Origin of the sequence: Aliihoeflea sp., from assembly GCF_052435475.1 — a bacterium.
In the GTDB taxonomy this organism is placed as follows: domain Bacteria; phylum Pseudomonadota; class Alphaproteobacteria; order Rhizobiales; family Rhizobiaceae; genus Aliihoeflea.
Window position 1 is genome coordinate 63,401 of sequence record NZ_JBQVMV010000010.1, and the last position, 24,198, is coordinate 87,598.

At 60.5% G+C, this 24,198-nt stretch carries 22 protein-coding genes and 2 pseudogenes; 13 read left to right on the forward strand and 11 right to left on the reverse strand.

The window, feature by feature from the left end; translation table 11 throughout:
- Positions 1–91: 91 nt before the first annotated feature.
- The 9 genes from ACT6QU_RS12615 (at position 92) to ACT6QU_RS12655 (ending at position 7,234) form a co-directional block, all read left to right on the forward strand.
- Positions 92–1,303: an IS256 family transposase gene (locus ACT6QU_RS12615; RefSeq protein ID WP_444836925.1), complete on the forward strand. Its 1,212-nt coding sequence runs from the start codon at positions 92–94 to the stop codon at positions 1,301–1,303.
- A gap of 136 nt (positions 1,304–1,439) precedes the next feature.
- Positions 1,440–2,483, forward strand: coding sequence for an IS110 family transposase (locus ACT6QU_RS12620; protein ID WP_444836926.1), 1,044 nt, complete (start codon positions 1,440–1,442; stop codon positions 2,481–2,483).
- 237 nt (positions 2,484–2,720) lie between these two features.
- Positions 2,721–3,125 carry an MgtC/SapB family protein gene (locus ACT6QU_RS12625; protein WP_444836927.1) on the forward strand — a complete coding sequence of 135 codons (405 nt, stop codon included), beginning with the start codon at positions 2,721–2,723 and terminating at the stop codon, positions 3,123–3,125.
- The gene (locus ACT6QU_RS12630) at positions 3,122–4,279 is read left to right on the forward strand and encodes a DUF3182 family protein (protein WP_444836928.1); all 1,158 of its coding nucleotides are present in this window, start codon (positions 3,122–3,124) and stop codon (positions 4,277–4,279) included. The genes ACT6QU_RS12625 and ACT6QU_RS12630 overlap by 4 nt, the downstream gene beginning before the upstream one ends.
- 31 nt (positions 4,280–4,310) lie before the next feature.
- Positions 4,311–4,997, forward strand: coding sequence for an alpha/beta hydrolase family protein (locus tag ACT6QU_RS12635; RefSeq protein ID WP_444836929.1), 687 nt, complete (start codon positions 4,311–4,313; stop codon positions 4,995–4,997).
- Positions 4,998–5,359: 362 nt separating this feature from the next.
- Positions 5,360–5,788 carry a universal stress protein gene (locus ACT6QU_RS12640; protein WP_444836930.1) on the forward strand — a complete coding sequence of 143 codons (429 nt, stop codon included), beginning with the start codon at positions 5,360–5,362 and terminating at the stop codon, positions 5,786–5,788.
- A gap of 11 nt (positions 5,789–5,799) precedes the next feature.
- The gene (locus tag ACT6QU_RS12645) at positions 5,800–6,213 is read left to right on the forward strand and encodes a universal stress protein (RefSeq protein WP_444836931.1); all 414 of its coding nucleotides are present in this window, start codon (positions 5,800–5,802) and stop codon (positions 6,211–6,213) included.
- Positions 6,214–6,504: 291 nt separating this feature from the next.
- On the forward strand, positions 6,505–6,888 hold the full coding sequence (locus tag ACT6QU_RS12650) for a DoxX family protein (protein WP_444836932.1): 384 nt from the start codon (positions 6,505–6,507) through the stop codon (positions 6,886–6,888).
- 37 nt (positions 6,889–6,925) lie between these two features.
- On the forward strand, positions 6,926–7,234 hold the full coding sequence (locus tag ACT6QU_RS12655; protein ID WP_444836933.1) for an immunity protein Imm33 domain-containing protein: 309 nt from the start codon (positions 6,926–6,928) through the stop codon (positions 7,232–7,234).
- On the opposite strand, the gene ACT6QU_RS12660 is transcribed toward ACT6QU_RS12655, so the two are convergent.
- The 5 genes and pseudogenes from ACT6QU_RS12660 to ACT6QU_RS12680 all read right to left on the reverse strand — a co-directional run bounded on the left by ACT6QU_RS12660 (position 7,125) and on the right by ACT6QU_RS12680 (position 11,391).
- Positions 7,125–7,715 carry a cold-shock protein gene (locus tag ACT6QU_RS12660; RefSeq protein ID WP_444836934.1) on the reverse strand — a complete coding sequence of 197 codons (591 nt, stop codon included), beginning with the start codon at positions 7,713–7,715 and terminating at the stop codon, positions 7,125–7,127. The genes ACT6QU_RS12655 and ACT6QU_RS12660 overlap by 110 nt on opposite strands.
- Positions 7,716–8,196: 481 nt before the next feature.
- A pseudogene (locus ACT6QU_RS12665) lies at positions 8,197–8,418 on the reverse strand (integrase core domain-containing protein); the annotation flags it as partial.
- A 132-nt stretch (positions 8,419–8,550) separates the two neighbouring features.
- Complete coding sequence (locus tag ACT6QU_RS12670; RefSeq protein ID WP_444836935.1) at positions 8,551–10,374, reverse strand: SLC13 family permease; 1,824 nt, start codon at positions 10,372–10,374, stop codon at positions 8,551–8,553.
- A 147-nt stretch (positions 10,375–10,521) separates the two neighbouring features.
- Positions 10,522–10,965: a universal stress protein gene (locus tag ACT6QU_RS12675; protein ID WP_444836936.1), complete on the reverse strand. Its 444-nt coding sequence runs from the start codon at positions 10,963–10,965 to the stop codon at positions 10,522–10,524.
- Positions 10,966–11,070: 105 nt separating this feature from the next.
- Positions 11,071–11,391, reverse strand: a complete 321-nt coding sequence (locus ACT6QU_RS12680) for a cytochrome c (RefSeq protein ID WP_444836937.1) — start codon at positions 11,389–11,391, stop codon at positions 11,071–11,073.
- A 228-nt stretch (positions 11,392–11,619) separates the two neighbouring features.
- Here ACT6QU_RS12680 and ACT6QU_RS12685 point away from each other — a divergent pair, with 228 nt between their 5' ends.
- The 3 genes from ACT6QU_RS12685 to ACT6QU_RS12695 all read left to right on the forward strand — a co-directional run bounded on the left by ACT6QU_RS12685 (position 11,620) and on the right by ACT6QU_RS12695 (position 16,126).
- A complete protein-coding gene (locus ACT6QU_RS12685; RefSeq protein ID WP_444836938.1) occupies positions 11,620–12,999 on the forward strand; it encodes a GntP family permease in 1,380 nt (459 codons plus the stop codon).
- 165 nt (positions 13,000–13,164) lie between these two features.
- Positions 13,165–13,551, forward strand: coding sequence for a phasin family protein (locus ACT6QU_RS12690; RefSeq protein ID WP_444836939.1), 387 nt, complete (start codon positions 13,165–13,167; stop codon positions 13,549–13,551).
- Positions 13,552–13,717: 166 nt separating this feature from the next.
- Positions 13,718–16,126 carry a glycoside hydrolase family 65 protein gene (locus ACT6QU_RS12695; RefSeq protein WP_444836940.1) on the forward strand — a complete coding sequence of 803 codons (2,409 nt, stop codon included), beginning with the start codon at positions 13,718–13,720 and terminating at the stop codon, positions 16,124–16,126.
- Here ACT6QU_RS12695 and ACT6QU_RS12700 read toward each other — a convergent pair.
- Positions 16,108–16,866, reverse strand: coding sequence for an HAD family hydrolase (locus ACT6QU_RS12700; RefSeq protein ID WP_444836941.1), 759 nt, complete (start codon positions 16,864–16,866; stop codon positions 16,108–16,110). The two genes, ACT6QU_RS12695 and ACT6QU_RS12700, sit on opposite strands and share 19 nt — an antisense overlap.
- A gap of 980 nt (positions 16,867–17,846) precedes the next feature.
- Positions 17,847–17,927 (reverse strand): annotated as a pseudogene (locus tag ACT6QU_RS12705) (universal stress protein); the annotation flags it as partial.
- A 692-nt stretch (positions 17,928–18,619) separates the two neighbouring features.
- On the opposite strand from ACT6QU_RS12705, the gene ACT6QU_RS12710 reads away from it, so the two are divergent.
- A complete protein-coding gene (locus tag ACT6QU_RS12710) occupies positions 18,620–18,853 on the forward strand; it encodes a hypothetical protein (RefSeq protein WP_444836942.1) in 234 nt (77 codons plus the stop codon).
- Positions 18,854–19,175: 322 nt separating this feature from the next.
- Here the strand turns inward: ACT6QU_RS12710 and ACT6QU_RS12715 are convergent, their stop codons facing one another.
- From ACT6QU_RS12715 to ACT6QU_RS12730, 4 genes are all read right to left on the reverse strand, one after another.
- Positions 19,176–20,498 carry an MBL fold metallo-hydrolase RNA specificity domain-containing protein gene (locus tag ACT6QU_RS12715; protein ID WP_444836943.1) on the reverse strand — a complete coding sequence of 441 codons (1,323 nt, stop codon included), beginning with the start codon at positions 20,496–20,498 and terminating at the stop codon, positions 19,176–19,178.
- Between the two features lie 405 nt (positions 20,499–20,903).
- The gene (locus tag ACT6QU_RS12720) at positions 20,904–21,734 is read right to left on the reverse strand and encodes a universal stress protein (protein ID WP_444836944.1); all 831 of its coding nucleotides are present in this window, start codon (positions 21,732–21,734) and stop codon (positions 20,904–20,906) included.
- Positions 21,735–22,021: 287 nt separating this feature from the next.
- Entirely contained in the window at positions 22,022–22,447 is a 426-nt protein-coding gene (locus ACT6QU_RS12725) for a hypothetical protein (RefSeq protein ID WP_444836945.1), read from the reverse strand.
- 495 nt (positions 22,448–22,942) lie between these two features.
- Positions 22,943–24,073 (reverse strand): site-2 protease family protein, encoded by a 1,131-nt coding sequence (locus ACT6QU_RS12730; protein WP_444836946.1) that lies wholly within the window; start codon positions 24,071–24,073, stop codon positions 22,943–22,945.
- Between the last annotated feature and the right edge of the window lie 125 nt (positions 24,074–24,198).

Genomic DNA, 24,198 nt, shown 5'->3' on the forward strand with positions numbered 1-24,198 from the left:
GCTGCCAGGTTCGCCCTGTCTCGGGTGGTCACCGGGCCTGTCGGATAAGGTGGAGTTTCGCGACTTCAACCTGACCGAGAGGGAAGCCCCGATGACCGATGACAGACTACCGCTGGCTGAGCTTGCCGCGAAGAGCGGCGATCCCGATTTTCTACGGGTCATAGCCGAGAACGTCCTGCAACTGATCATGGAGGCCGATGTCGAGGGCCTGGTTGGCGCTGGCCGCTACGAGCGCGGCGAAGCTCGCCAAACGTGGCGCAACGGCTACCGCGAGCGCTCGCTCGACACCCGGCTAGGCACGCTGAATTTGAAGATCCCGAAGATGCGCAACGGGGCTTACTTTCCCGGCTTCCTGGAGCCGCGCAAGACGGTGGAGAAGGCGCTGGTGGCCGTCATCCAGGAGGCTTGGATCAACGGCGTCTCGACCCGCAAGGTCGATGAATTGGTGCAGGCGATGGGCATGACCGGCATCTCCAAGTCGTCCGTGTCGAAGCTGTGCAAGGATATCGATGACCGGGTGAATGCCTTCCTCAAGCGCCCCCTGGCTGGGGACTGGCCCTATCTGTGGCTCGATGCCACCTACCTGAAGGTGCGCGAGGGCGGCCGGATCGTTTCGGTGGCGGCGATAATCGCAGTCGCCGTCAACACGGACGGAAAACGCGAGATCGTCGGGCTGCATATCGGCCCCTCCGAGGCCGAGCCATTCTGGACGAGCTTCCTGCGCGATCTGGTGCGGCGCGGGCTGACCGGCGTGAAGCTGGTCGTCTCCGACGCGCACGAAGGGTTGAAGGCCGCCATCACGCGCGTGCTCGGCGCGACATGGCAACGATGCCGGGTTCACGCCATGCGCAACGCGCTCGCCTACGTTCCCAAGGGCCAGCACACCATGGTCGCTGCCGCGATCCGACAGGCCTTCATCCAACCCGACCACGACAATGCCGTCCAGACCTGGCGGCATGTCGGCGACCAGCTCCGCGCCAGATGGCCGAAACTGGGAACCTTCCTGGACGACGCCGAAGCTGACGTGCTCGCCTACATGGCGTTCCCGGCTCAGCATCGCACCAAGCTCCATTCAACGAATCTGCTGGAGCGGCTGAACAAGGAAGTAAAGCGTCGCGCCGATGTCGTCGGCATCTTCCCCAACGAGGACAGCATCATCCGCCTGATCGGCGCGGTCCTGCTCGAAGCCAATGACGAGTGGCAGCTTCAACACCGATACATGCAGGTAGAGGCGATGGCCGACCTGATCCCGCCAACAATCGAAGAGGAAAAGACGCTTCAGATTACACCGAGAGCCGCCTGATCATGACGGCCCGGAACCACACCCGAAATTACACCACATAGCGTCAATCGCGGATGGGGCCTCCCCTCAATGGTGAAGGCCCTTCAAACTGACCGGCGGCAAGAGACCAATGCCGCCAAACGCGAGGAGTACCGCTATGCAATACTTTGCCGGACTGGACATCAGCCAGGAGAAAACGTCGATCTGCATCGTTGATGCCGAAGGCCGTATCATCGCCGAGCGCAAGGTCGCGACCTGTCCCGAGGCGATCGCCGACGTGCTGACTAAATTCTCGGTGACCCGAGCAGGGTTGGAAACGGGGCCGCTGTCGGTCTGGCTCTGGAACGAGTTGAAGGCGGCCGGTGTGCCGATCATTTGTATGGATGCCCGGCACGCGAACGCGGCGCTGTCGATGATGCCGGCCAAGACCGACCGAAACGACGCGGTCGGCTTGGCGCAGATCGTTCGCACCGGGTGGTGCAAGATTGTTCACGTGAAGTCGGCACCGAGCCATGAAGCGCGAGCGCTGCTAGCGGCGCGCAGCCAACTCGTCCAGATTCGCTGTAGCCTGGAAAATGAAATCCGAGGCGTCTTGCGCACCTTCGGCATCGTGTTCGGGAAGCGCGTTGGAGGCTTCGCCCGACGCGCGGAAGAGATCGTTGCAGGTGAGCTGGATATCTCGCCCACGATCCGCGCTGTGGTCGACGCGCTTATGAAGGCCAGAGCCGATATTGCCGCCCAGGTCTCTTCGCTTGACGCGAGAGTACGCTCGATGGCTCGGACGACCCCCGTCGTGCGCCATCTGATGACGGTGCCAGGCGTTGGGGCGGTGACCGCGCTCGGTTACGTCGCTACCATCGACGACCCGTCGAGGTTCCGCCGATCCGCGAGCACGGGGGCGTATCTTGGGCTGACGCCGAAGATATACGCATCTGGTGAGACAATGAAGGCCGGCCGCATATCGCGCCGGGGCGACGACTTTCTGCGGCGCAGCCTCTACGAAGCGGCCAACGCGTTGCTCACTCGGGTCGCCAGGCCCTCGCCTCTCAAAACCTGGGGCCTGCGGATCGCAAAGCGCGGTGGCTTCAAGCGGGCCAAGGTAGCGGTCGCTCGCAAGCTTGCTGTTGTGCTTCATGCTATGTGGAGAAGCGGCGAGGCCTTCCGTTGGTCCAGCAGTGTCACAGAACCGACCGCCGCGTGAGTGAAATGACCGAGTTGCATTGATGTGAGTTGCAGAGATCGTCCGGCCGGGACGATGGCGAGAATCGAGTGCCGACGGTCAACAGGCGAGGGCCGGATCCGCTCCGGCGACCGCGAACACCACATTGGCCCGTTCAACCCATCCGACGCCATGCTGAGGCGGACGCGTTCCGACCTCGAAGAGAACCGTGAGCCCGACCGACGATAGCTCCAGCTTGACACGTGCGATTAGAGAACATTGACGGACGCTATCCTGGATCGCGAGATGCGCGGCATTGCTGCAGGCATTCGCACGCACGCTCTTGTGGCGCTCAGTTCTGCATTGATCTCGGTCTCCGCGTTCATGGTCTATGAGGATCTGCAGGCTGCTGGCGGTGCGAATGTCGATCCTCTCCGTGTCGTGCAAGGGCTTGCCCAGGCCGTTGGCTTTGTCGCCGCCGGCGCGATCTTCTTTGCCAAGGGCGAGGTCCACAATCTGACCTCGGCTGCAAATATCTGGCTTGCCGCGGCCGTCGGCATCGCGGCCGGTTCCGGACAGACAATTCTTGTGCTCGCGGGTGTCGGCTTTGGCGCGATCATACTCACGATCGTGCGTGTGTTGGAACGGATGATCCCGGGCAGCGCGAAAGGGAACGGCGAATGACCACGGTGTCCCCTTCGGTTGGTCGACAACGTTTACAACACGCAAACGAGACCGTAGGCGCACCGCAGCGTACGGTTTTCACGCTGGAATGCATGAATCTCGCCCGACACGAGCATGCCGGTCATGATGTGTTAAGCCGCAGGCTCGCCGCTCTGCTCGGCTATGCCTACGGAGGCGAACTGGATTCGGAAGTCGCGTTGGCTGGTAGCTACCTTGTACCCCGCAGGCCGTTGGTAGGCGCGGAAGCGGACAGCTTGGGAGTCGCTGACGAAAACGCCTTTTTCGGTGGCTCGACGGCGGAGAGTTTCATGGCGACGAAAGCAATCACGCATCCTCTCATTTCCGGTGCTGCCATCGCGCCCCCGCAGTGGTCGCATGCCTTGAGCGTCGCCGTCACTCCGCTGACCTTGGCCGGTTTCACCGCATTTGCGAGGCAAGACGCGCTCGAAGCGGGACGCATGCTTTTCGAGCATTGCGGCGAAGTGCGTCTCAAACAGGTCTATCGGGACGGCGGACGGGACCAGGAGGTTTTCCGTAATCTTCCTGATCTGCAGGCCAAGCTAGGAAAGATTGATGACAAGACAATCGCTCTTGGCTTGGTGCTTGAGGAAAACCTGAAAGATGTCGATACGCTCAGTGTCGGCCAGGTCAGGGTTCCCGGCTGCGAAATCAGCTATTTTGGCACTCAGAGCCTGACGCGCGATAATGTTGGCCAGGAAGCATATGGTGGGTCTGACCTGTTCATTGTCCGTGGAGGATTCGATCGTCTGGTTACTGAAGCGATGACGGAGACTGTCCGCGATGCAATCGCGAAGGCGGTTGAGTTCGATTCACTCGCCGAGACGCATTTGAATGGCTTCATCGCTTCCCGGCGCAATTACGACATCGCCTGTGGTGTGGGTTGGAATAATGTCATTCGCATCGGGCTCCTTGAGCAATCATGGCGAATCGGCGGCGCTTCGGGAGCTGAAATTCTGGCGCTTGAAGCGTTTAGCGCCGATCCGCTTCTTCAGAATGTGCGTGCCCGGACGGTCGAACGCTATGGGTTGGGTGCCATCGCTCCCTCCGATGCGATGATCATCTTCCAGGGAAACGACCCCTTCATCGGCAATCTCCTCAAATATGCTGTCCTGGAGGACCGGTTTGCGGGTTAAATCTCTTCATCTCCCGATCGACGGGGGCATCTTGTCGGGCCGTCTGGTGGAGCCTGCAACCGGCGTGCCGGCGGTCTTGTTCGTGCATGGGTGGGCCGGCAGTCAGGAGCGCGACACGAGGCGCGCACGGCTCCTCGCCCAACTCGGCTTCGTTTGCTTTACGTTCGATCTTCGCGGCCATGGCGATTCGTCGTGCGATCTGCGTCAGGTCACTCGCGAGGACAATCTGGCAGATGTCTGCAAGGCTTATGATTTTCTGGCCGGCCAGCCCCATGTCGATCTCACGTCGATTGCCGTAATCGGCAGCAGTTACGGCGGCTATCTCGCGGCCATTTTGACCGCCCGGCGCCCGGTGCGATGGCTTGGGCTTCGCGTTCCGGCGCTCTATCGGGATGAGGATTGGACCACGCCGAAATTCGATCTCGACAGGAGCGATCTCGCCGTCTACCGGCGGTCATTGATCGCTCCGGACACGAATGTTGCACTGGACCGTTGCCGATCGTTCGGCGGGGATGTGCTGATCGTTGAATCCGAAAATGACGAGCTTGTCCCTCATCCGGCGGTCGCCAGCTATCTCAGCTCATTCGTCAACGCCAAATCAGTGACATACCGGGTAATTTCAGGGGCAGATCATGCCTTGTCGGACAAGAAGAGCAAGCAGGCCTATGATGAACTGCTTTCTCATTGGCTCCGCGAAATGATCTTCGGCGCGCGCTGACTTTCACAACCGCGGTGGCTTGTCCTGAAATCGATTGTCAAATTTGATCGTGAACTCCTCGATGTTCTGCCGTCAGATGGAAATCGCGGGCATGGTCACGGAAGCGGGAGAAACCTTGCTGAAGATCGATCCGATGTATCTCCACGCCCGGTCCCAGTCTTCGCCCGTCCGCAGCTGTTTCTTCGACCAACCTACGCCGCGATTTTCGCCAAATGTTCTGACGACGGACAGGTTGTATGTCTTGGGTAAGAGGCTTCTGAAACCGGAAAGAGTGTTCTCAACCGCCGGCCTGAGACGCTTTGCGCCCTTGAACTCATCGCGCTCAAAGGTTCCTATCCCGCTGATGGATATGGAGGGATGCAATGTTCGAGCGAATTCTTGTTGCGACCGATGGATCGGAACTTGGCGCGAAAGCGGTTTCGCAGGCTAAGGCTCTTGCAGATCAGACAGGTGCCGCAGTTCATGTAGTTGTCGTTTGTCCGGCAATACCGATGTTTGCTCCATCCCAGAACGACGGCAGGTTTCCGGAGGCCTTCTTCACAGAACTTCGAGCGGCCAGGATCGCGGAATTCCAGAAGATACTGGATGCTGCCGTTCAGGCGTGCTCGGGAATCGCCATGCCGATCGAGGAGAAGGAACCATATCAGGGCATCCTCGACGCGGCGGAGGCATGTGACGCCTCGATGATCCTCATGGGTTCGACGGGACAAACAGACGACAGGTTTCCGCTCGGCAGCCAGGCCATCAAAGTTCTGGCGCTGTCTGACATCCCGGTCCACGTCGTTAAATGAAGGGCGGATAGGTGACCAAGAACATCCTTTGCTGCTTGAACCGCAGCGCCCACGCCCAGCGAGCTGTGAAATTTGCCGTCGAGCTTGGTGCCAAATTCGACAGTGAGGTCAACTTCCTCGTCGTCAATGAGATCAAGCCATCCAGCGGCTATCCCCCGGTGCCAACATGGACCGAGGCCGAGGTTCAGGAAATGCTGGAGATCGCATGTCGATACGCCCGTACGCATGGCGCCAAGAGAACCAAGCGCATCGTGTTCGAAAGCTCGGACGCTGCTTCGGCGATTCTGGAGTGCGCGAATGAAATCGGGGCCGATCATATTGTGGTTGGCACTGGGAACCCGCCGTTTATCGGACGTGTCTTGCTGGGCTCTGTATCGGAGGCCGTGGTGATTTCGGCCACATGCAGCGTGACCGTGGCTAGATGATTGGCGATGCCTGCAATAGTGCTGCTGGAACCCGGTTTGCTCGGGCCAGTTCTTCTGCAGAAGGAGAACTTCCATGGCAGAATTTGGCACTGTGTCGATAATTCTGTTCAGTAGCGGGTCCGTCGCAATTGTGGTGTGGCTGGCTTATTGGAGCGGCGCATTCAAGAACCTCGGAAGGAGGCGTGGCATCCGCAAGAGGAGGTAGCGCCAGATCGCCGCGGTGGAACACCGGGCGCCCGTTCTTGTTCTCCGATATCCGGCTTTGCCGACCGTTCTATGGGAAAGATCATCATGCCGATCAAAATCGGGTATTGGGTATTCACGCTGCTTTTCACCGGCTTCTACGCTTACAGCGTGTTCGGCTATGTCACTGACTACGGCTATTGGGCGTCGGAGTATGAGCGCCTTGGCTATCCCGCTTACATGGTCGGCGTCATGATTCCGGTGAAGTTGGCGGGCATAGTTGCCATCCTCGCGCGGCGGCCAATTTGGTTGGCGCAGTTGGCCTACGCCGGGTTCTTCTACCATCTGTTACTGGCGACAAATGCACATTTCCAGCTCGGGGAGGGCGCTACGGTCCTGCCGCTTGTTCTGCTGGCCTTCGTCATCTCATCCTGGGCAACCCAGAACGGCGCTCGTGAACAACATGCAGCCTATGCGCCAACGTGGCGTTGAGGCAGCTCCCGCCGGTTCGAAGTGAGAGGAAGCACCCATGCCGAAACGATACGCCATTGCCCCAGAAGATATCGAGCCGCTGGTCGATGGCATGGGGAGTTGCCGGGCAAGTGTCCAAATAGCGGTTGAAGGCCGGCCTGTCGGCGTCATGTATCGCGAAGAGACCGAAGACACGAGCGACAGCGGCTGGCGCTTTCAAGCTGCGGGCGAGGATGAAGCGGACACTATTGTCGACGTCAACGTGATTGCCAATATCGACAGGTCAATCGTGCCCTACATCGATTTCCCGGCCGGCTCGAAACTCGTTCGTGAAGGTGACCAGTTCGTTCTGGTGGACGGCGACTGAGCTTCGTAATCCGCCCAATGTCCTTGGTCCCATCGTTAAGACCAATGAATCCGAACCCTTTGTCGGAATTGTAGAACTTCACGAGCCCCTGAACCTCGCCAGCAATATTGTCGTTCGGTTGTCGGTTATCGCCAGGCTGTAGCGAGATGGTCTGCCCTTCTGGCGCCGGTCCGACGTCCTGAACCTCAACAACGTGCGGACCCTTATCTCCGTGCTGGATAACGACCCTCATCGGCGTGCCGTTCGACACAGTCGTGTAGCCTGCAGCCTCAAGCTGCCGCATGTGGAGAAAAGCTTTGCCATCAGGGGTTTCAACAAAGCCGAATCCCTTTTCTGCATTAAACCAAAGAACTACCGTGTCCAGTCCTGGCGCGGTGCTTCTCGTTGGCCGCTGAAAAAAGCTCGGTTCGGCAAAATCATCACGGGCCTCATCACTCCACTCGGAGCGCTGCGATCCACGGCGGTCTCGGCTTCTGGCCATCTGCAATCTCTGGTCTGTCCAGCTTGATCTTATTCAAGCATATCACGCGATGGCCGGGGGCCAAAGAACGTAGATGCCGGTCGTTGTCGCTCTCCATCACCCGCCGCCGCTGCCTGCTAGAGGCATAATCGCCTTAAGGCAAACGGCGTTGCAGCGAGGCCTGTCGACGGAAACATGCGCGGCAGCCAGGATCAGAGCCTGCTCTGCGAAGCGCCGTCTTCAGTCTGCCTGCTCCGTTGGGATCGCAGTTCCTTCGGGTGTCATTCCCTCGCGAGTGGAGAGGAGGTAGATCGCTACCGCGACCATGACGATGATCGCTGCCATAAGGGCAAATCCTTTTGTGTTGAACATGGGCTCGACCTTTCGCTTGCGGGTCTATTGGGACCAACAGGACGGCGCTGACGGAGTTCCAATATTGGCAGCAGGTTCGGAGCCCGTCCGGTCTCATAAGCCAGAACGAACGCGCGAGCACTGAGCAAGGTCGCTTGATCCTTTCTCGTTCGAGGATGATGTGTCGCCGCGTCCGAAGTAGACGTCAGGTGGGGTGAGGCAGCCCAAGCTCTCGTAGCGCTGGTGATTGTAGTGTTCGACGAAGGCCTCGATCTGGGCTTCGAGATCCGCCGGGTAGAGAGTAGTTTTCAAGCAGGATGCGATTCATCAGGGTCTGGTGCCAGCGGTCGAACTTGCCTTGGGTCTGGGGATGTTAAGCGACGGACGTCTAATGAGATTATAGCGGTTGTTGCAGGTGCTCGCGCGGCAACAAGCCCATGCCGGTCGTTCCGATCAGAAGCGTTTGCTGCCATGTCGCGCCATGTCGTCATAGCGAATAAGACAACTACAGCGGCAGGAGGATCGGCACGAGCAGGACGCTCATCGCCATGGCGATGAGCGCGAAGGGTACGCCGATGCGAACAAAATCGAAGAAGCGGTAGTTTCCGGGTCCAAGCACCAGCGTATTCACCGGTGAGGAGACCGGCGTCATGAACGCCGCCGATGCGGCGAGCGCGACAATCATCGCGAACGGGTAGGGTGATGCGCCGAGCGCCGAAGCGAGTGCGATTGCCACCGGCGCCATGAGAACGGCTGTGGCCGTGTTCGAGATGAACAGCCCGAGCAACGCGGTGGTCAGAAAAAGCGCTGCCAGAACCACGCGAGGCGAGGACGCGCCGATGGCCGAGAGCAGCCAGTCGGCCGCCAGCTGCGTGCCGCCCGTTGTCTGTAGCGCGACCGAGAAGGGCAGCATGCCGACGATCAGGATGAGCGTCTGCCAGTGGATCGAGCGATAGGCCGAGTTCATATCTATGCAGCCGAAGAGGCCGAACAGCAGGCAGCCGATGAGCGCGCCGATCAGCGTCGGCACGATGCCGCTCGCCATCAACGCGATGGTCAGCAACAGGATCGCGACCGCCTGTGGCGCACGCGCGGCGCGCGGCGCAACATCGTCGAGTTCCATGGGGGTATCCAGCAGGACCAGGCGATCGGAACCCTGTGCCAGACGCCGGATGGCGCGCCACGGCCCGACCACGAGCATCGTATCGCCTGCGTGCAACGGAATTTCCGCGACAGGACCTTCCAGTGGATTCAGGCCGCGTTTGATCCCGATCACGGCGAAGTCGTGCCGGGATCGGAACCGGGCCGCCACCACCGTCTTGCCGACGAGAGCGGATTGCGGCGGAACCAGCACTTCGGTCATGCCGATCTCCTGCGTCCGGTCGCTAAAGTATCCCGCTACGAGCGGGAGCGGCCTCAGCCCGTAGCGTTCCCCGAACTTTCCGAGGTCGAACTCGCGCACGCCCACGTCGATCAGCAGGATATCACCCGTTTCAAGACGCGTTTGCGCCTGGGGACGCAGCAGTTGTCGCGCAAAGCGCTGCATGCGTTCGATCGCGACGATGTTGATCCCGGTACTGCCGCGAAGGTCGAGTTCTTCCAGGGGCCGTCCCGTCAAGGGCGATCCGGGCGTGATCACCAGCCGGAACTCGCGCCCGTGAAGACCATAGGCATCGACGAAATCCTTCAGGGAGGGCCGGTTCGTTTCATGGGGCGTGACGGCCGTGGCGTTCAGGAACCGCCGGGTTGCCAGCATGTAGAGAATGGCCAGGCCAAGCAGCGGAAGCCCGAACGGCGCGAAGGCGAAGAAGCTGAAGCCGTCGAAGCCGTTGCGGACGAGCTCGCCATGGACGACGAGGTTCGGCGCGGTCGCCACAAGCGTCATCATGCCGCTGAGGAGCGCGGCCACGGATAGGGGCATCATAAGGCGGCCGGCGGCGATGCCGGTATTGCGTGAAATTCGCAGCACGATGGGAATGAAGATTGCCACCACGCCGGTCGAGCTCATGAAGGATCCGATACCCGCGACGACGACCATCAAAAGCGTGATGAGCCGGGCCTCGCTGCGGCCTGCTTTGGTGACGAGCCAGTCGCCGAGCCGCTGCGCCACGCCGGTTCGCACCAGCGCCTCGCCGACGACGAAAAGCGCGGCGATCAGAATGATGCTGGGATCCGAAAAGCCCGCCAGCGCCTGCTCGACGCTGATGACGCCGGAAAGCGGCAGGGCGACGATCATGATGAGCGCGACGACGTCCATGCGAGGCCGCCCGAGGGCGAACATTACGATAGCGGCGAGGAGGAGTGACAGGACGATAGCGAGATCCGACATGCGCCGCCTTTACAGCATTGGGGCGCAAACCGGAATCCTCGTCGTTGCCGGATATTGAACGGCTTGCCCGCATCCATGGATCAATGCGGCATCTCGGAGCCTGACCGGCCTGCGTGCGGGTTTTCGGGTTGCGCTGGTCGGGAACGTTCAGCGCACGACGAGGACCGGAACCGGGCTGTGTGCCAGAACCTCGGCGGTCTGGCTGCCAAGCAGCAACCGGCTGACTCCGCGGCGGCCGTGCGAGGACATCACGATCAGGCTGCATCCGAGTCTCTTGGCGGTCTCCAGAATCGCAGTTGCCGCCGTTCGATCGGCAATGTGTTCGGTCGCGGCGCCGACGCCCATCTTCTCGGCCGCAGTCTTTACCTTCTCGACCATTTCTCTGGCGGATCTTGTCCGCTCGGTTTCGTAGCGCTGGAAATCCTCCGGATTGGAGAGCCATCCTTCGCTATATGCGCCCGCAGCGAACGGCTCTGTCGCTGTAACGATCGTGACCTTGCTTCCCAGCGCCTTTGCCAGTGACAGGGCGTGGTCAACGCCTTTCTGCGCGAGATCGGAACCATCGGTCGGGACGAGAATATGGTTGTACATCGTGCTGCCTCCATGTTCGTGGAGCAGCAGCGTAGCCGCCCCTGCCGCACATCCTCAAGCCAAAAGCCGCCACGTCCCGGGTCAGGCCGCGATCGGACGGGCGGCTCAGGGCACAGGATTCTGGATCGTATCCAGATAGGCAAGCAGGGCGTCGACCTGTTCGACCGTTGCTTCGAACTCCGGCATATCCGGATGCCCGACATAGATCCCTTGAACGAACGCTTCCGCAAGCGCGTCGAGTGGGTAGCGCGCCGAAAGTTCGCGAAGCGGCGGTGCTTCAGGATGCTGGCTCGCATCGTCCGTCGAGATGGCATGGCATGAAGCGCAGTTCACCTGCGCGATCTCTCGACCGAATTCGATGAGTTCATCGGCCATCGCGGGCAGGGCGAATGACAGCAACACGGCGGTGAAAGCAAATTGTTTCATGCCGAATATTGTCGGTCAGATTGGTTAACAGATCGCTGTTCGAGAATGCCGATTTCAGCGCACCATTTCGCTCTTGCGTGACCGAATCCAATCGGCAATGTTGCGTTGCAGCATCACGATGGAAACCTCGCGCGGCATGCTTGCGCCGCCTGCTCGTCTTCAGCCCGCTGGATAATGCCGGCCGAGAAGGGCAGGGCGTTCCGGCCGCACCGAGCTTCAGGAGACCCCATGTATGACATCGCGGTCATTCTGATCTGCCTCGGCGCCCTGATCGGGCTCGCCTATCGTGGCGGCAATCTCGTCCTGCTCGCGCCCGCCATGGCCACTCTGGCCGTGATCCTGAGCGGCGGTGGTGCGATCCTCGCCTCCTATACGCAGATATTCATGCACGCGACCGGCGGCTTCATCATCTCTTATTTCCCGCTTTTCCTGCTCGGCGCGGTGTTCGGCAAGCTGATGGACGTCACCGGCTCGGCAAAGGTACTTGCGGAGAGTATCGTCACCCGGCTCGGGTCCGACAGGGCGATCCTTGCCGTGATCCTGTCCTGCGCCGCGATGACATATGGCGGCGTTTCGCTTTTCGTCGTCGCCTTCGCCATCTATCCCGTCGCATTGCGGCTTTTTCGGAAGGCAGACCTGCCGAAACGGCTGATGCCGGCTACAATCGCGCTTGGGGCATTCACCTTCACCATGTCGGCGCTCCCCGGCGCGCCGTCGATCCAGAACGCCATTCCAATGCCATTCTTCGGCACGACGCCCTTCGCAGCGCCGGGATTGGGGATTATCGCGGCTATCATCATGTTCGCCGGAGGCTGGCGATGGCTGGAATGGCGCGCGGTCCGGATCGGGCCGGGCTTCGATGCGCTGGAGAAGCCGGAAAGAACGGAGACCTCCGGCAGGGAAGGCCCGCACGTTTTCTTCGCCGCCTTGCCGCTGGTTCTGGTGCTTGCCCTCAACGCGATCTTCACCTGGCTGGTGATCCCCGCTCTCGACACGTCCTATCTGGCCCTGCCGCTCTATGATGAGACGACCGTAGAGGAACTACACGGAATCTGGTCGGTGATCGCGGCACTCAGCCTGTCGATCCTCATGCTGACATGTCTCAATCTGCGCCGCCTGGACCGCATTGTTCCCGCGCTGGACGACGGGGCCGACGATGCCTTGCTGCCGATCTTCAATACGGCCAGCCTTGTCGGCTTCGGCGCCGTGGTCGCTTCGCTGTCGGGCTTTCTGCTCATCACCGAACAGGTGCTAGAACTGGGCGGCGACAACCCGCTGGTTTCGCTCGCGATCGCGGCTAGTTTTCTCGCCGGCCTGACCGGATCGGCGTCGGGAGGCATGTCGATCGCGCTGACCACGCTGGGCGAGACCTATATGGCGCTGGCGCAAGCCGCCGGCATTTCGCCGCAACTGCTGCACCGGGTGACGACGCTCGCGACCGGCAGCCTCGACACGCTGCCCCACAACGGCGCGGTTATCACGCTTCTGTCCATCTGCGGTCTTGGCCATCGGGAATCCTATGGCGATCTCGCGGTCGTGTGCATCCTCTTTCCACTCGTCGCCCTGATTATGGTGATCATGCTGGGAACTATGTTCGGCAGCTTCTGACCTCCCGCGTTGGTGCGGCTCGGCGTTGTCGGCCGTCATGCCCCAAACTTGATCGAAGTCAATGAAAGGCCTGCCGAACCGGGGTCAACTGCAATTCGTCAGGGACGCACGATGTTCTTGATGCCGATCCGCGCCCGGAACCGAAACCAGGACAAGGAGGCCGTCATGGCTGCAAAGAACGAACGCACCGGAGCCACAATGCTGCAAACCATTCCGATGCTCACTCAGAGCCAGAAGGGGCTGTTCTCGCTCGCGCGCCTGCAGGGCCACGCATTCAAGTCGGCGATGCGCTACCAGATCGAAGCGCTGTCCTTCCTGAAGCATCGTTGCGAACAGGATATGAAGCTTGCCGACGATCTGCTCGCAAGTGACGACTTCAACGATGCCTTCGACGTCTACACAAACTATTGCCAGAACGCCCAGTTGGACTATTCGCGCGAAGCGGCCAAAGTCACCAGTATCGGGTCGCGAGTGGCTGCCGATGCAGCGAAGGAGTTGCACAAGGGAGCCGACGCGGCGACCGGCGACCTGGCGGCACAGACCGCCGCGTAGCCGCTTCTTCGATACGGGTTCGAAACGGCGAGGTGGCCGAGGCTCACAAGACCGCTCCTCGGCAGCTATGCTCGCGCTCGCGTTCATCCGGTAGACATTGTTCACTCTTCGGTCCGATGCTCTAGATTGAAGCCAGCCCGACTTCTTGAACCGGAAGGAGAACTGGATGCTTCGAGAGCGCAGGCTGCCTTCGTTCGATGCCTTTCCGCCAGACCCCTGGAGCCTCGCGGTCGTCAAGCCGGAGCCCGAGATGGCGGATGACGAACTCGGCCAGACGGAGACGATGTTCGCGCTCTCCAACGGATATCTCGGCATCCGCGGAACGCTGGACGAAGGCCGGCCGATCCACGAGCCAGGGACCTTTCTGAACGGCTTTTACGAGTATCGCCCCATCAACTATGGCGAGAAGGCCTACGGGTTCCCCGAACGGGGCCAAAGCATGCTCAACTGCCCCGATGGCCTGCCGATCAAACTGTTCGTGGACGGCGAGGCCTTCGATATGGCGGCCGCGGACATCCTCGCTTTCGAAAGGCGGCTGGATTTCAGGGAAGGGGTGCTCCATCGTCTGCTGGAGTGGCGTACGCAAACCGGCAAGCGCTTTCATCTGCACACCTCGCGTCTCGTCTCTTTCGCCGACCGTCATCTGGCCGCGATCGAATGGGAACTGACCCTGCCCGAAGGCGGGGCGGACGTCGCGATCGTCTCGGACTTCGTCGAACGATACCCGCTGCCGCCGGTGGAGGGCGATCCGCGCATCGAGAACGGTGCGGATGAAAACGCGATCGAATTGCTGGAAGCGCGCCACGCCGAAACGAGATCGACCTTTCTCTACCGAACCCGAAGCAGCGGCTTCGTGCTGGGTTGCGGCATGGATCACCATCTTGAATCCGACAGCGATTTCGCCGTCGGGCGGGATGCCGAGAGCGAGGCGTTGGTGTTCAGGTCGAGATGCGCGGGCGGAACTGTCAAGCTTCGCAAATATCTCGCCTATCACTACGGCAGGGCCGATGAAGAGGAGGTGATGCTGGCACGTGTGGGAGCCACGCTCGACGAGGCCCGCAGAACAGGCTTTCGAGCCATCCGCGCGCGGCAGGAGATCGATATGGCCGCTTTCTGGAAGCGTGCCGACGTCGAGGTCGAATCGTCCGATTCGCGCCTGCAGCAGGTGATCCGCTGGAATCTCTTCCAACTGTTCCAGGCTTCGCAACGCGCGGAGGGCCACAGCATAGGTGTTCGCGGACTCACGGGCCGCACCTATGAGGGCCACTATTTCTGGGACACCGAGATCTATGTGTTGCCGTTCCTGATCTATACCGCGCCTGAAGCGGCACGGAATGTGCTTCATTTCCGGTATCGCACGCTCGACAACGCGCGAGAACGGGCTGCCGAACTCGGCCATCGCGGGGCGGCCTTCCCGTGGCGAACGATCAATGGTGAAGAGGCTTCGGCCTATTATGCAGCCGGAACGGCCCAGTACCATATCAACGCCGACATCTCATATGCGATACGCAAATATGTCGAGGTCACGGGCGACGAGGACTTCCTCCACCGCCATGGCGCCGAAATCCTCGTCGAGACGGCCCGCCTCTGGCGCGATCTCGGCTTCTTCTCGAAGCGCAGGGACGGCCGGTTCTGCATCAACGGCGTGACGGGACCCGACGAGTACAACGCCGTCGTCGACAACAATTACTTCACCAATCTGATGGCGAGCGAAAATATGGCCCATGCGGCCGAGATCGTGGAACGCATGAAGGTCCATGCGCCCGAAGCCTATCGCGACCTCGTCGCCCGAACCGGGCTGGAGGCGGAGGAGGCGGCGGAGTGGCGGCAGGCAGCCGAGTTGATGTATCTGCCTTACGACGAGCGGTTGCAGGTCCATCCACAAGATGACGGCTTTCTCGACAAGGAGCCGTGGGATTTCGAAAACACGCCCGAGGATCACTACCCTTTGCTGTTGCATTATCACCCGCTCAATCTCTACCGGGCGCAGGTCATCAAGCAGGCCGACACGCTGCTGGCGATGTTCCTCCTGGGCGATCGGTTCACAGAAGGCGAGAAGAAGCGGAACTTCGACTATTACGATCCCATCACCACGCATGATTCCTCTCTCTCGGTCTGCATCCAGAGCATCGTGGCCAACGAGATCGGCTATCGCGGCAAGGCGCTCGACTATTTTCGCTTCGCCGCTGTGATGGACCTTTCGGATGTCGGCGGAAACATGAAGCACGGCGCCCATATCGCCTCGATCGGCGGAACCTGGATGGCAATGGTCTACGGGTTCGGCGGCATGCGTGATTATCGCGGCCGCATCTCCTTTCATCCGGCACTGCCGGACGAATGGCCTGCGATGCAGTTTTGTCTGCGGGTGCGTGGACAGCTGCTTCGGATCGAGATCGATCATGCGGAAACAACCTACCGCCTTCTGGAGGGCGAGAGCCTGATGATCTGGCACGTCAGCGACAAGGTGGAACTGACTGCTGCCGCTCCGCAAACCCGGCGCGCGACACCGCGGCCGAAGGATTGCGATCCGCCGCGCGCGAGCGAGGCGGAGGTGGCTTACGTTCCTGGCGCTTGAACGCGTGCAAGCGTCACGTGGGACAGGTTTTCCACCACCTCGTCGGCGCCGTGCTTCCTGAGCGCCGCCGCGTGGGCATCGCTTCCAGCAATGCCGATGACGAGACGGAAGCCGGCGCGCCGACCGGCAGCCACGCCGGCTTCAGCGTCCTCGAAGACAATGGCGCGGTCCGCCGCGACGCCGACCCGCCGCAACGCTTCGATGAACATCGCCGGATCGGGTTTCCCGGCGAGGCCGAGCCGTTCGAGTTCGAGACCGTCCACACGCGCGTCGACAATCTCCGCAAGTCCGACAGCCTCCAGAACGGCGGCGCAATTGGCGCTCGACGAGGCGACGGCGACCTTCATCCCCACCGCTTTCATCGTGGCAATAAGGTCCAGCGCGCCGGGAAGCGGCCGGCTGTCGCGGGTCAGACGCCGGGCGACAAGATCGTTTTTTGCGCGTCCGATGCCGATGACGGTATCGAGAGAGGTGTCACCTTCCTCACCATCGGGCAGGTCCAGATCGCGCGAGGCGAGAAACGCACGTATGCCGTCAAGTCTGGGGCGACCATCGACATGACGCAGATAATCCCCTTCCATGTCGAAAGGCCGGCCGTTCTCATCCTCGACATCATGAGTGGACAGAACCTGGTCGAAGACCTCCTTCCAGGCGGACGCGTGACTGCGCGCGGTGTCGGTCAGGACTCCGTCGAGATCGAAAATCGCGGCTTGAATTTCGTGCGGGTCGATCCGGATCATGTGCATGTTCGACAGTATACCCGGAGAAAAGGAAGCCCACCAATGGGAAAGCTCGAGCTCGTCGCAGCACTTGGTCATGACAACGAGTTCTTAAAAGAGCGATTCCATGCTGCAGGCGCAAGATTCCATCGATCGACTGTTTTACGACGCTACGACAAGTTGGGGGATGTCCGCCGTATGGAGAAATCGAAAGGAATAGGGACGGAGCATTGGAATGCACAGAGATTTCGCATGTCAGCTTGTCGTATTGTCACCTGCTCGCCCGCGCGGGATCGATGCTGCGATTCACAGCATTGGCGCTCATGAAACAGTGCAAGGAATGATCTGAAGTCGCCGACTTAAGAAAACGGGTTTCGGCCCGTCGAGTTGCCGTGCAGCGAACGCGACAGATTCACCACTCCGATTGCTGCGTAAGAGATCATCTCACCCGGTCCTGATTGATTTTCCGCGAGCTCATCGGTGGCGGCTCGGTTCGAGTCAGCTCGGGCTGAATCCTTGTGCGCATCGACAGTGTGTCTCTGCGGGCTGTATGAGAGGCTGTGCTCATCCGATGAATATGATCGCACCCATGAGCGCGAAAGCTAGACCCAGACACACAAGCAGCGCCACGGTGACGGGTAAATGATGCAATATTGCCTCGATGCAGTTCCCATTCCTTCAGTCGATAGCGGGATAAGTCCAGCTGTCGTTGATCTGTATCAAGCATGAGCTAGGTCGGTTCCGGTTCCTGAACTTGCTAGGGAAGCGGCTCGTAGATCCTTCCCAAATCTGTCCATCTGCGCGGTTGGGATCGAAATCCTTTCTGGCTGTCATTACCTCGAGATCGCAATGGACGTAGCACCACCACCGCGCGTATGAAGCGAAGGTTGCCGGAAGGACGATGCTTTTCGTGTTGCTCATGAGGCCGACTTTGATGGATGTCCTTCAGACCGGACAGGTCCGCATCGCAACGAAACTGGGTGCCGGAAACCGAAATCCCGTCAACGCACGACGAGAACCGGCCCCGGGCTGTGCGCCAGAACGTCGGCGGTCTGGCTGCCGAGGAACAGTCGGCTGATTCCGCGTCGGCCACGCTAGAACATTACAATGCGACTGCATTCGAGACGCCGGCCGTCTCCAAGATCGCTGTTGCCGCCATTGATTGGGAATGTGTTGGGCATTAACCCCAACTCCCATTTTTTCGGCCGTGACTTTCACTTTCGCGAGCATATCGACGGCAAATCTTTGTTCGTTCACTTTCTTAGCGCTGGAAAGCCTCCGGATTGAAGAGCCTTCCGTCGCTGTATGCGGCAGCGGCGAACGGCTCGCTCGCCGTAACGATCGTGAGCTTGCTTCCAGCGCCTTTGCCAGTGACGGGCGAGTTCCGAGCCATCGGCCGGATGAAAGATATGATTGTACATCGTGCTTCCTCCATAATTCTGAGTCACACCGTATCCGCGCATGCCGCCTGTCTTCAAGCAAAGCGATCCCCATCCCGAGCCGGGCGCGACGGCGAATGGCGGCAAGGGCGCAGACGTCGTCGGGCACAATGTGCAGATTACCCATTGATACCAGTACTATCTAATTGTCGCTCACGATGCCGACGGTTGCCCATAGGGCTCTGCAGTTCAAAAACCGCTACGCCGATCCCGCATTAAGCGCACCACAAGGCGGGTTGTTACATTGCTTGCGTCTTCAAGAGCTCGGCAGGAGCAGCCGTCGCTTGGACCAAATTTCCGCCTTTCGCGTTCAACCTGCTCAGGAGGTCGACGGTATGAAGGAAAAAATCATGACTGGAACGAATGACCGTCCCAAGGACGAGACCATCGCCCAGACTGGCGAGGGCCTGCCCGACGAGAGCGCAAACATAATCGAAGTGGATGAAGACGGCGTTGCCCAGGTTCGCGCGAAGCTGGCTGAGACAGCCACTTCGAAGCCGGATGACTTCAGGACTAGCCCTGAAATCCCCGATGAGGTTGACCATTCTGAAAGCTCCAACGACGAGTAGTTGGGATTGACGCCGGGCACGACAGTCAAGCGAACGAAGTGTCAAGGCATTTGCATGGGGACTGCGACTGACTGGGAGGACGGGCTAAGGGCGCGGGCCGTGTTCCGTGCCGCGAAGGCAGAGTAACGTATCCACGGCGGCACCGGAGCAGAGGAAGGGCCTACCATCCTAAAAATAATCCAGCCGATGGCGCATCTCAGTGTTGACCTCAGTCCGGGTCATGGTTCCGGCCTGCCATGCGCGATTATGGCGACGATCAACGGCGCAGATGGAATACGGAATGATGATTGGGTATCAAGGCGTTGTGACCGCGACCGGCTGCTCACAGCTCGAACATCTGCTCCTGCCTCGGCACGACGCTGTCCCAGCCCAGTTCCCTGCCGATGCGGATGCGTAGGGCCTCGGACGCCTCGGGCTCGCCATGGACAATGAAAATGCGCCGGGGCGGGCGCTGGAAGCCCGACAGCCAGCGGATCAGTTCGTCCGCATCGGCGTGCGCCGACAGCGTATCGAGTTCAACGATTTCCGCGTTGACGGGTATCCAGTGCCCATGGATTTTCACCTCGCGCGCACCGTCGGCAAGGGCGCGGCCTCTCGTTCCGGCGGCCTGGAATCCGGTGAGCAGAATCGTGTTCTTCGCATCTGGCGCGAAAGCCTTCAGATGGTGCAGGACACGCCCGCCCGTCGCCATGCCCGAAGCCGAGATCACGATCTTCGGATAGCGACTGACCGAGATCGCTTTTGACGCCTCGACATCAGCGGTATAGCGCGCGGTCGAAAACGTCTCGCGACAGGTCGCAACATCAAGACGATGATCTGCGGGATGTGCGCTCATCAACTCGGTGGCATCGATCGCCATGGGGCTGTCGAGATATACCGGGACCGTTTGGAGACGCCCGGCCTTTTTGAGCCGCCACAGAAAATAGAGCAGCCCTTGCGCGCGCCCGACCGCAAAGGCGGGAATGACGACCGTGCCACCACGCGCCACCGTGCGCTCCACCACCTCACCGAGCGCTTCGGCCGGATCGTCCTTTTCGTGCCGTCGATTGCCGTAAGTCGATTCGATCATCACATAATCGGCTTCGGCGACCAACGTCGGGTCGGGCAGCAGTGGATCGCCATAGCGGCCGAGATCACCTGAGAAGACGATCCGACGTCCGCCCCATTCGATCCGTGCGATCGCTGCGCCCAGAATATGGCCGGCATGCTCGAAGCGCAGAAGCGCCCCACAGGCGAGTTTCACCGTCTGGCCGAATTCGACAGTCGAGAAGTGTTCGATCGCGCGTTCGGCCTCGCGCACGCCGTAAAGCGGCAGCGCCGGCTTGTGTTTTGTCGCGCCGTGGCGATTCAGGAATTCGGCATCCTTTTCCTGAAGAAAGCCGCTATCCCGCAAGATCAAGCTCGCCACATCCCTGGTGGCGGGAGTAGCGTAGATCTTGCCGCGGAAGCCATCGCGCACGAGACGTGGCAAATAGCCGCTGTGGTCGAGATGGGCGTGGGTAAGGACCACACCGTCAAGCTCGCGCGGCGATACGGGAAGCGGCGCCCAGTTGAGTTCGCGCAGGTTCTTCAAACCCTGGAAGAGCCCGCAATCGATGAGAAGCTTGCGCCCGTTGTGGGTGAGAAGATGCTTCGAGCCGGTCACGGTTCCGGCAGCACCAAGCGAGGTCAATTGAGGCAAGACGACAGAACTTTCGGTTGTCGGTAAAGATTTGCGAAGAGGCAGCGCGATCATTCTTGGTATTCGTTCAGGCGCGCTGCGCCAAGAGGGTCGAAAGGGCCTTCTATATGTGGGAGACGGCGCGTCATACGGATAGGGTGCGACCGCCGTCAACACCTTGATTGAAGCGGTTCGCCAAGCCGCGGTTGATGTGCGCAAAGAATAACCCTACCGAGCTTGGCCGTCGCTAAGGGATCAACCAGAAATCTCTGATATTGATGGTAGAAGAGATTCGTTCATTCTGGACAAAAACGGACTGGATGTCCTACTATTCTTTTTTGACTTGGGCTTTCTCCGTCTACCATCCATTCGAATGGGCAAGGGAGGCAATCAATGTGACACGAGTATCGGCAACCGCACATCGGCAAGAACTCCTGCCGTCGCTCCGCCGAGCACGAAATCGCGCAGGCGCGAATGGCCGAAGCCGCCCATGGCCAGAATGCCGGCCTGCTGCGACAGCGCCGCCTCCTGCAGCGCGACGGCGATGGAGCTCCCCTCGCGCCTGACCTGCCGGAGGGACGCCTTGCGTGCTGATCGGCCCAGCGCCTCCGTGATCAGTTTCGCGCCTTCCGGCACTTCGATCCGCTTCTCGTCCGTCACGGTGACGATGTCGATTGACGCATCGGGAAAGAGATGTGCGGCATCGCCAAGCGCGCGGGCAGCGACGCGGCTGCCGTCCCAGGCGACGGCGATGCGCTGGATATCGAGCGCCTTGCAAGTCTCGGGAACGAGCAGCACCGGCCGGCCCGACCCAAAAATGATGGATTCGGCGAGATGCCGGTCCGTTTCGTCGTCCTTACGCATGAGAATGATCGACAGGTCGCAGTAGCGTGCAGCGATCGTGGCCTTAGTCGAGAAATCCGCCGGGAAGGCAACAATCTCGTGGCTGCGAAGCCTGAGGTCGCTTTTCTTCGCGAGGTCTTCCAGTGCCGCGGCGGCACTCCTGGCGTCCTCGCGGCAACGGTCCTCGATCTCCTTGCGCAGGGAAGCCACGTCGATGAGCGCCCTGCCCAGTGCCGAGGCGACCTGCGGGGTCACGACCTCATGCACTAGAACCTCCAGATCGCCACCCAGTCCCTTTGCGGCAGCCGCGATCGCAGCCAGTTGTTCAGCTTTCGGAGGAGTCGGATAGGTCGAGACCGGAACGAGGATTTGGAGCATGGGAACAGCTTTCATCGACTGAGAATTAGCAAAGGGGGCAGAACGGTGCCCGACGAGAAATTTCCTATCTGGATTGCCAAGTGAGGTCTGCCAACAGGATCATCACGGCGAAACTCACCGAGTACCACGACGATTGCGGCACGCGTTAGGATAGCCTCGATCGGCACGGAAAACGCATCTCCTAACCACCGGCATCATCGAAGAGGCGCTCGATCCAGACATTGATCCTGATCAAATCTTGAAATTGCTGCGGTTTGGAGCGAATGCGCCAGAGAAGAATAGGGTCATCAACGCGCGTTGTCGATCGACTCCGCGCATACCCAATAGTTCTCCCGGGGCATGAAGAATGGCTCCACGCTTCGCGACGATACCGCGCGGCGAGAACCCGTGGATTGAATCCCGACAGTCCACATGAGCCCGAGCCCAGCCTGCCGAAAGTCAATGACTGGATCAAGTTTCCTGCGGTTCCGGACGCGCGAGAAGATTTCCTCCCGGTTCGACTCCTTCACCGGCGGGATCTGGACGCGGCCGTCGTTCACATTGGCGATCGTGGTCGGCAGCGGCGCCAGTCCACCCTCTGATTTCCGCACACCAAGCACGCTGTTGTTGCACGCCGCCCGGGCGACGATGCCGACGAAAATGGTGCTGTTTTTCCTCAGCGATCCCGATTCGCCTATTCGGCGACCCGTGATGATGCCTGCGGATTTCGGCAACCATATAAGCAATGGAACGGGCGAAGCTTCAAATCCGAATTGTGGGAGGCAAATAGTTCCGTCCAAGTCGAGCCCAGCGCCCCAGTTCACCTTCAAACACGGGACTTTGCTCTTCCGTGAGCTTGACAAGGTGCAGCAGCATGGCGCGGCCGATGGCGCATGTCCGAGACAGGAACGCTGCCCCATACCGAACATGAGGCGCCGCGCCGGACCTCGACCCGGGTCGAATTTCTCGGGCTCGGGAAATACCCAGGGCCACGGTTGCCTACCGACCAGATCATCGACAGCACCGTTCCGGTCTCGATGGTCAGACCGTCCAGGTTGATCTCGCCGGTCGTCTGGCACTGATTGGGGCGGTTCGGGTAAAGTAGCATATTTTCGTCCTCGCCGAGGCGATCGTATTCCTAGTCCAAATTGCCCTGCATTAATCGGAACGTGAGTTGCAGATCGCTTCCGCAGGAGTCCTCGATACAAGGATCGTCGCTGCGCGGATGTTCATGTCCGATTGCGAATATCCGCCTTCCGCCTGCCCCGCCCAAAGGCGAAGCCCGGGGGAACGGCCGAGCGCACCATCATCATCTCGCCGATGTTCTCATGCGTGACCAGGCCGACGAGCCGGCCAGCGCCGTCGAGGACGGCGACGGCTGGAGCGCCCGATTCCTGCATCATGCGCAGCCCGTCATTGAGGCATCTGCGATGGTGGATAGTCGGGATGTCGGTGCGCATGGCGTTGGTGACGGAGGTCTCGGCACCGCTCTCTCTCAGCGTCCGGATGATGTCGTCGCGCATGACGAGCCCTTCCAGCCTGCCATTGGAGTCGACCACGGGGAACTCGTGCTGGCTGGTGGCCAACAGCGCCTCGACCGCGTCGGCGATGCGCGCCGACAGTGGCAGCGTGGCGAAATCGGTCACCATGGCGTCGCCTACCAGCAGACTCGACGACATGTCGCGGATTTGTGCGTTCTGGGCTTCGGCGGCGGCCGCCAGATAGACGAAGATGGCGATGAATATCAGGATCGGATTGTATAGAAGCCCGATGAAACCGAACAGGAAGGCCATGCCCTGGCCGATGGTCGCGGCGATCTGGGTTGCCCGTGACCAGGAAAGCCGGGTGGCCAGCGCCGCGCGCAATATCCTGCCGCCATCCATCGGGAAGGCGGGGATCAGGTTGAACAGTACAAGGAAGATGTTCACGCCCGCCAGCCGGACGAGGAAATCCGTGCGCGGATCCTCGATCTGGGTCATATCCTCAAGTGCGCCCGAGCCGCCGAGCACGGCAATGATGAGGATCGCGATCGCCACATTGACCAGCGGCCCGGCGACGGCGATGACGAATTCCTGGCGCGGCTCCTCGGGCATGCGCTCCAGCCGCGCGAGCCCGCCGATGGGCAGGAGTGTGATGTCGGGCGTCGCGATGCCGTAGCGGCGCGCGGCCAACGCGTGGCCGAATTCGTGAAGGACCACGCAGGCGAACACGGCCAGGATGAACAGCACGCCCTGCCAAGCGGCCTCTACGCCGCCGATCGCATAATGCATGTACCAGATCCAGGCCAGGAGAAGCGCGAAGGTGACGTGCACCCGCACCGCCGTGCCAGCAACTATGCCGAGCTTTAATGACCAACCCATCTCCTGCCACTCCTGTATCTTCGCCGGACAAGCCTATGCCGAAACCCACTGGATTCAAACGCAGTGAGATCGTGTGCGATCCCGGCAGGCGTTAGAGCGGATTTCTTCCGATGTGAATCGGACGG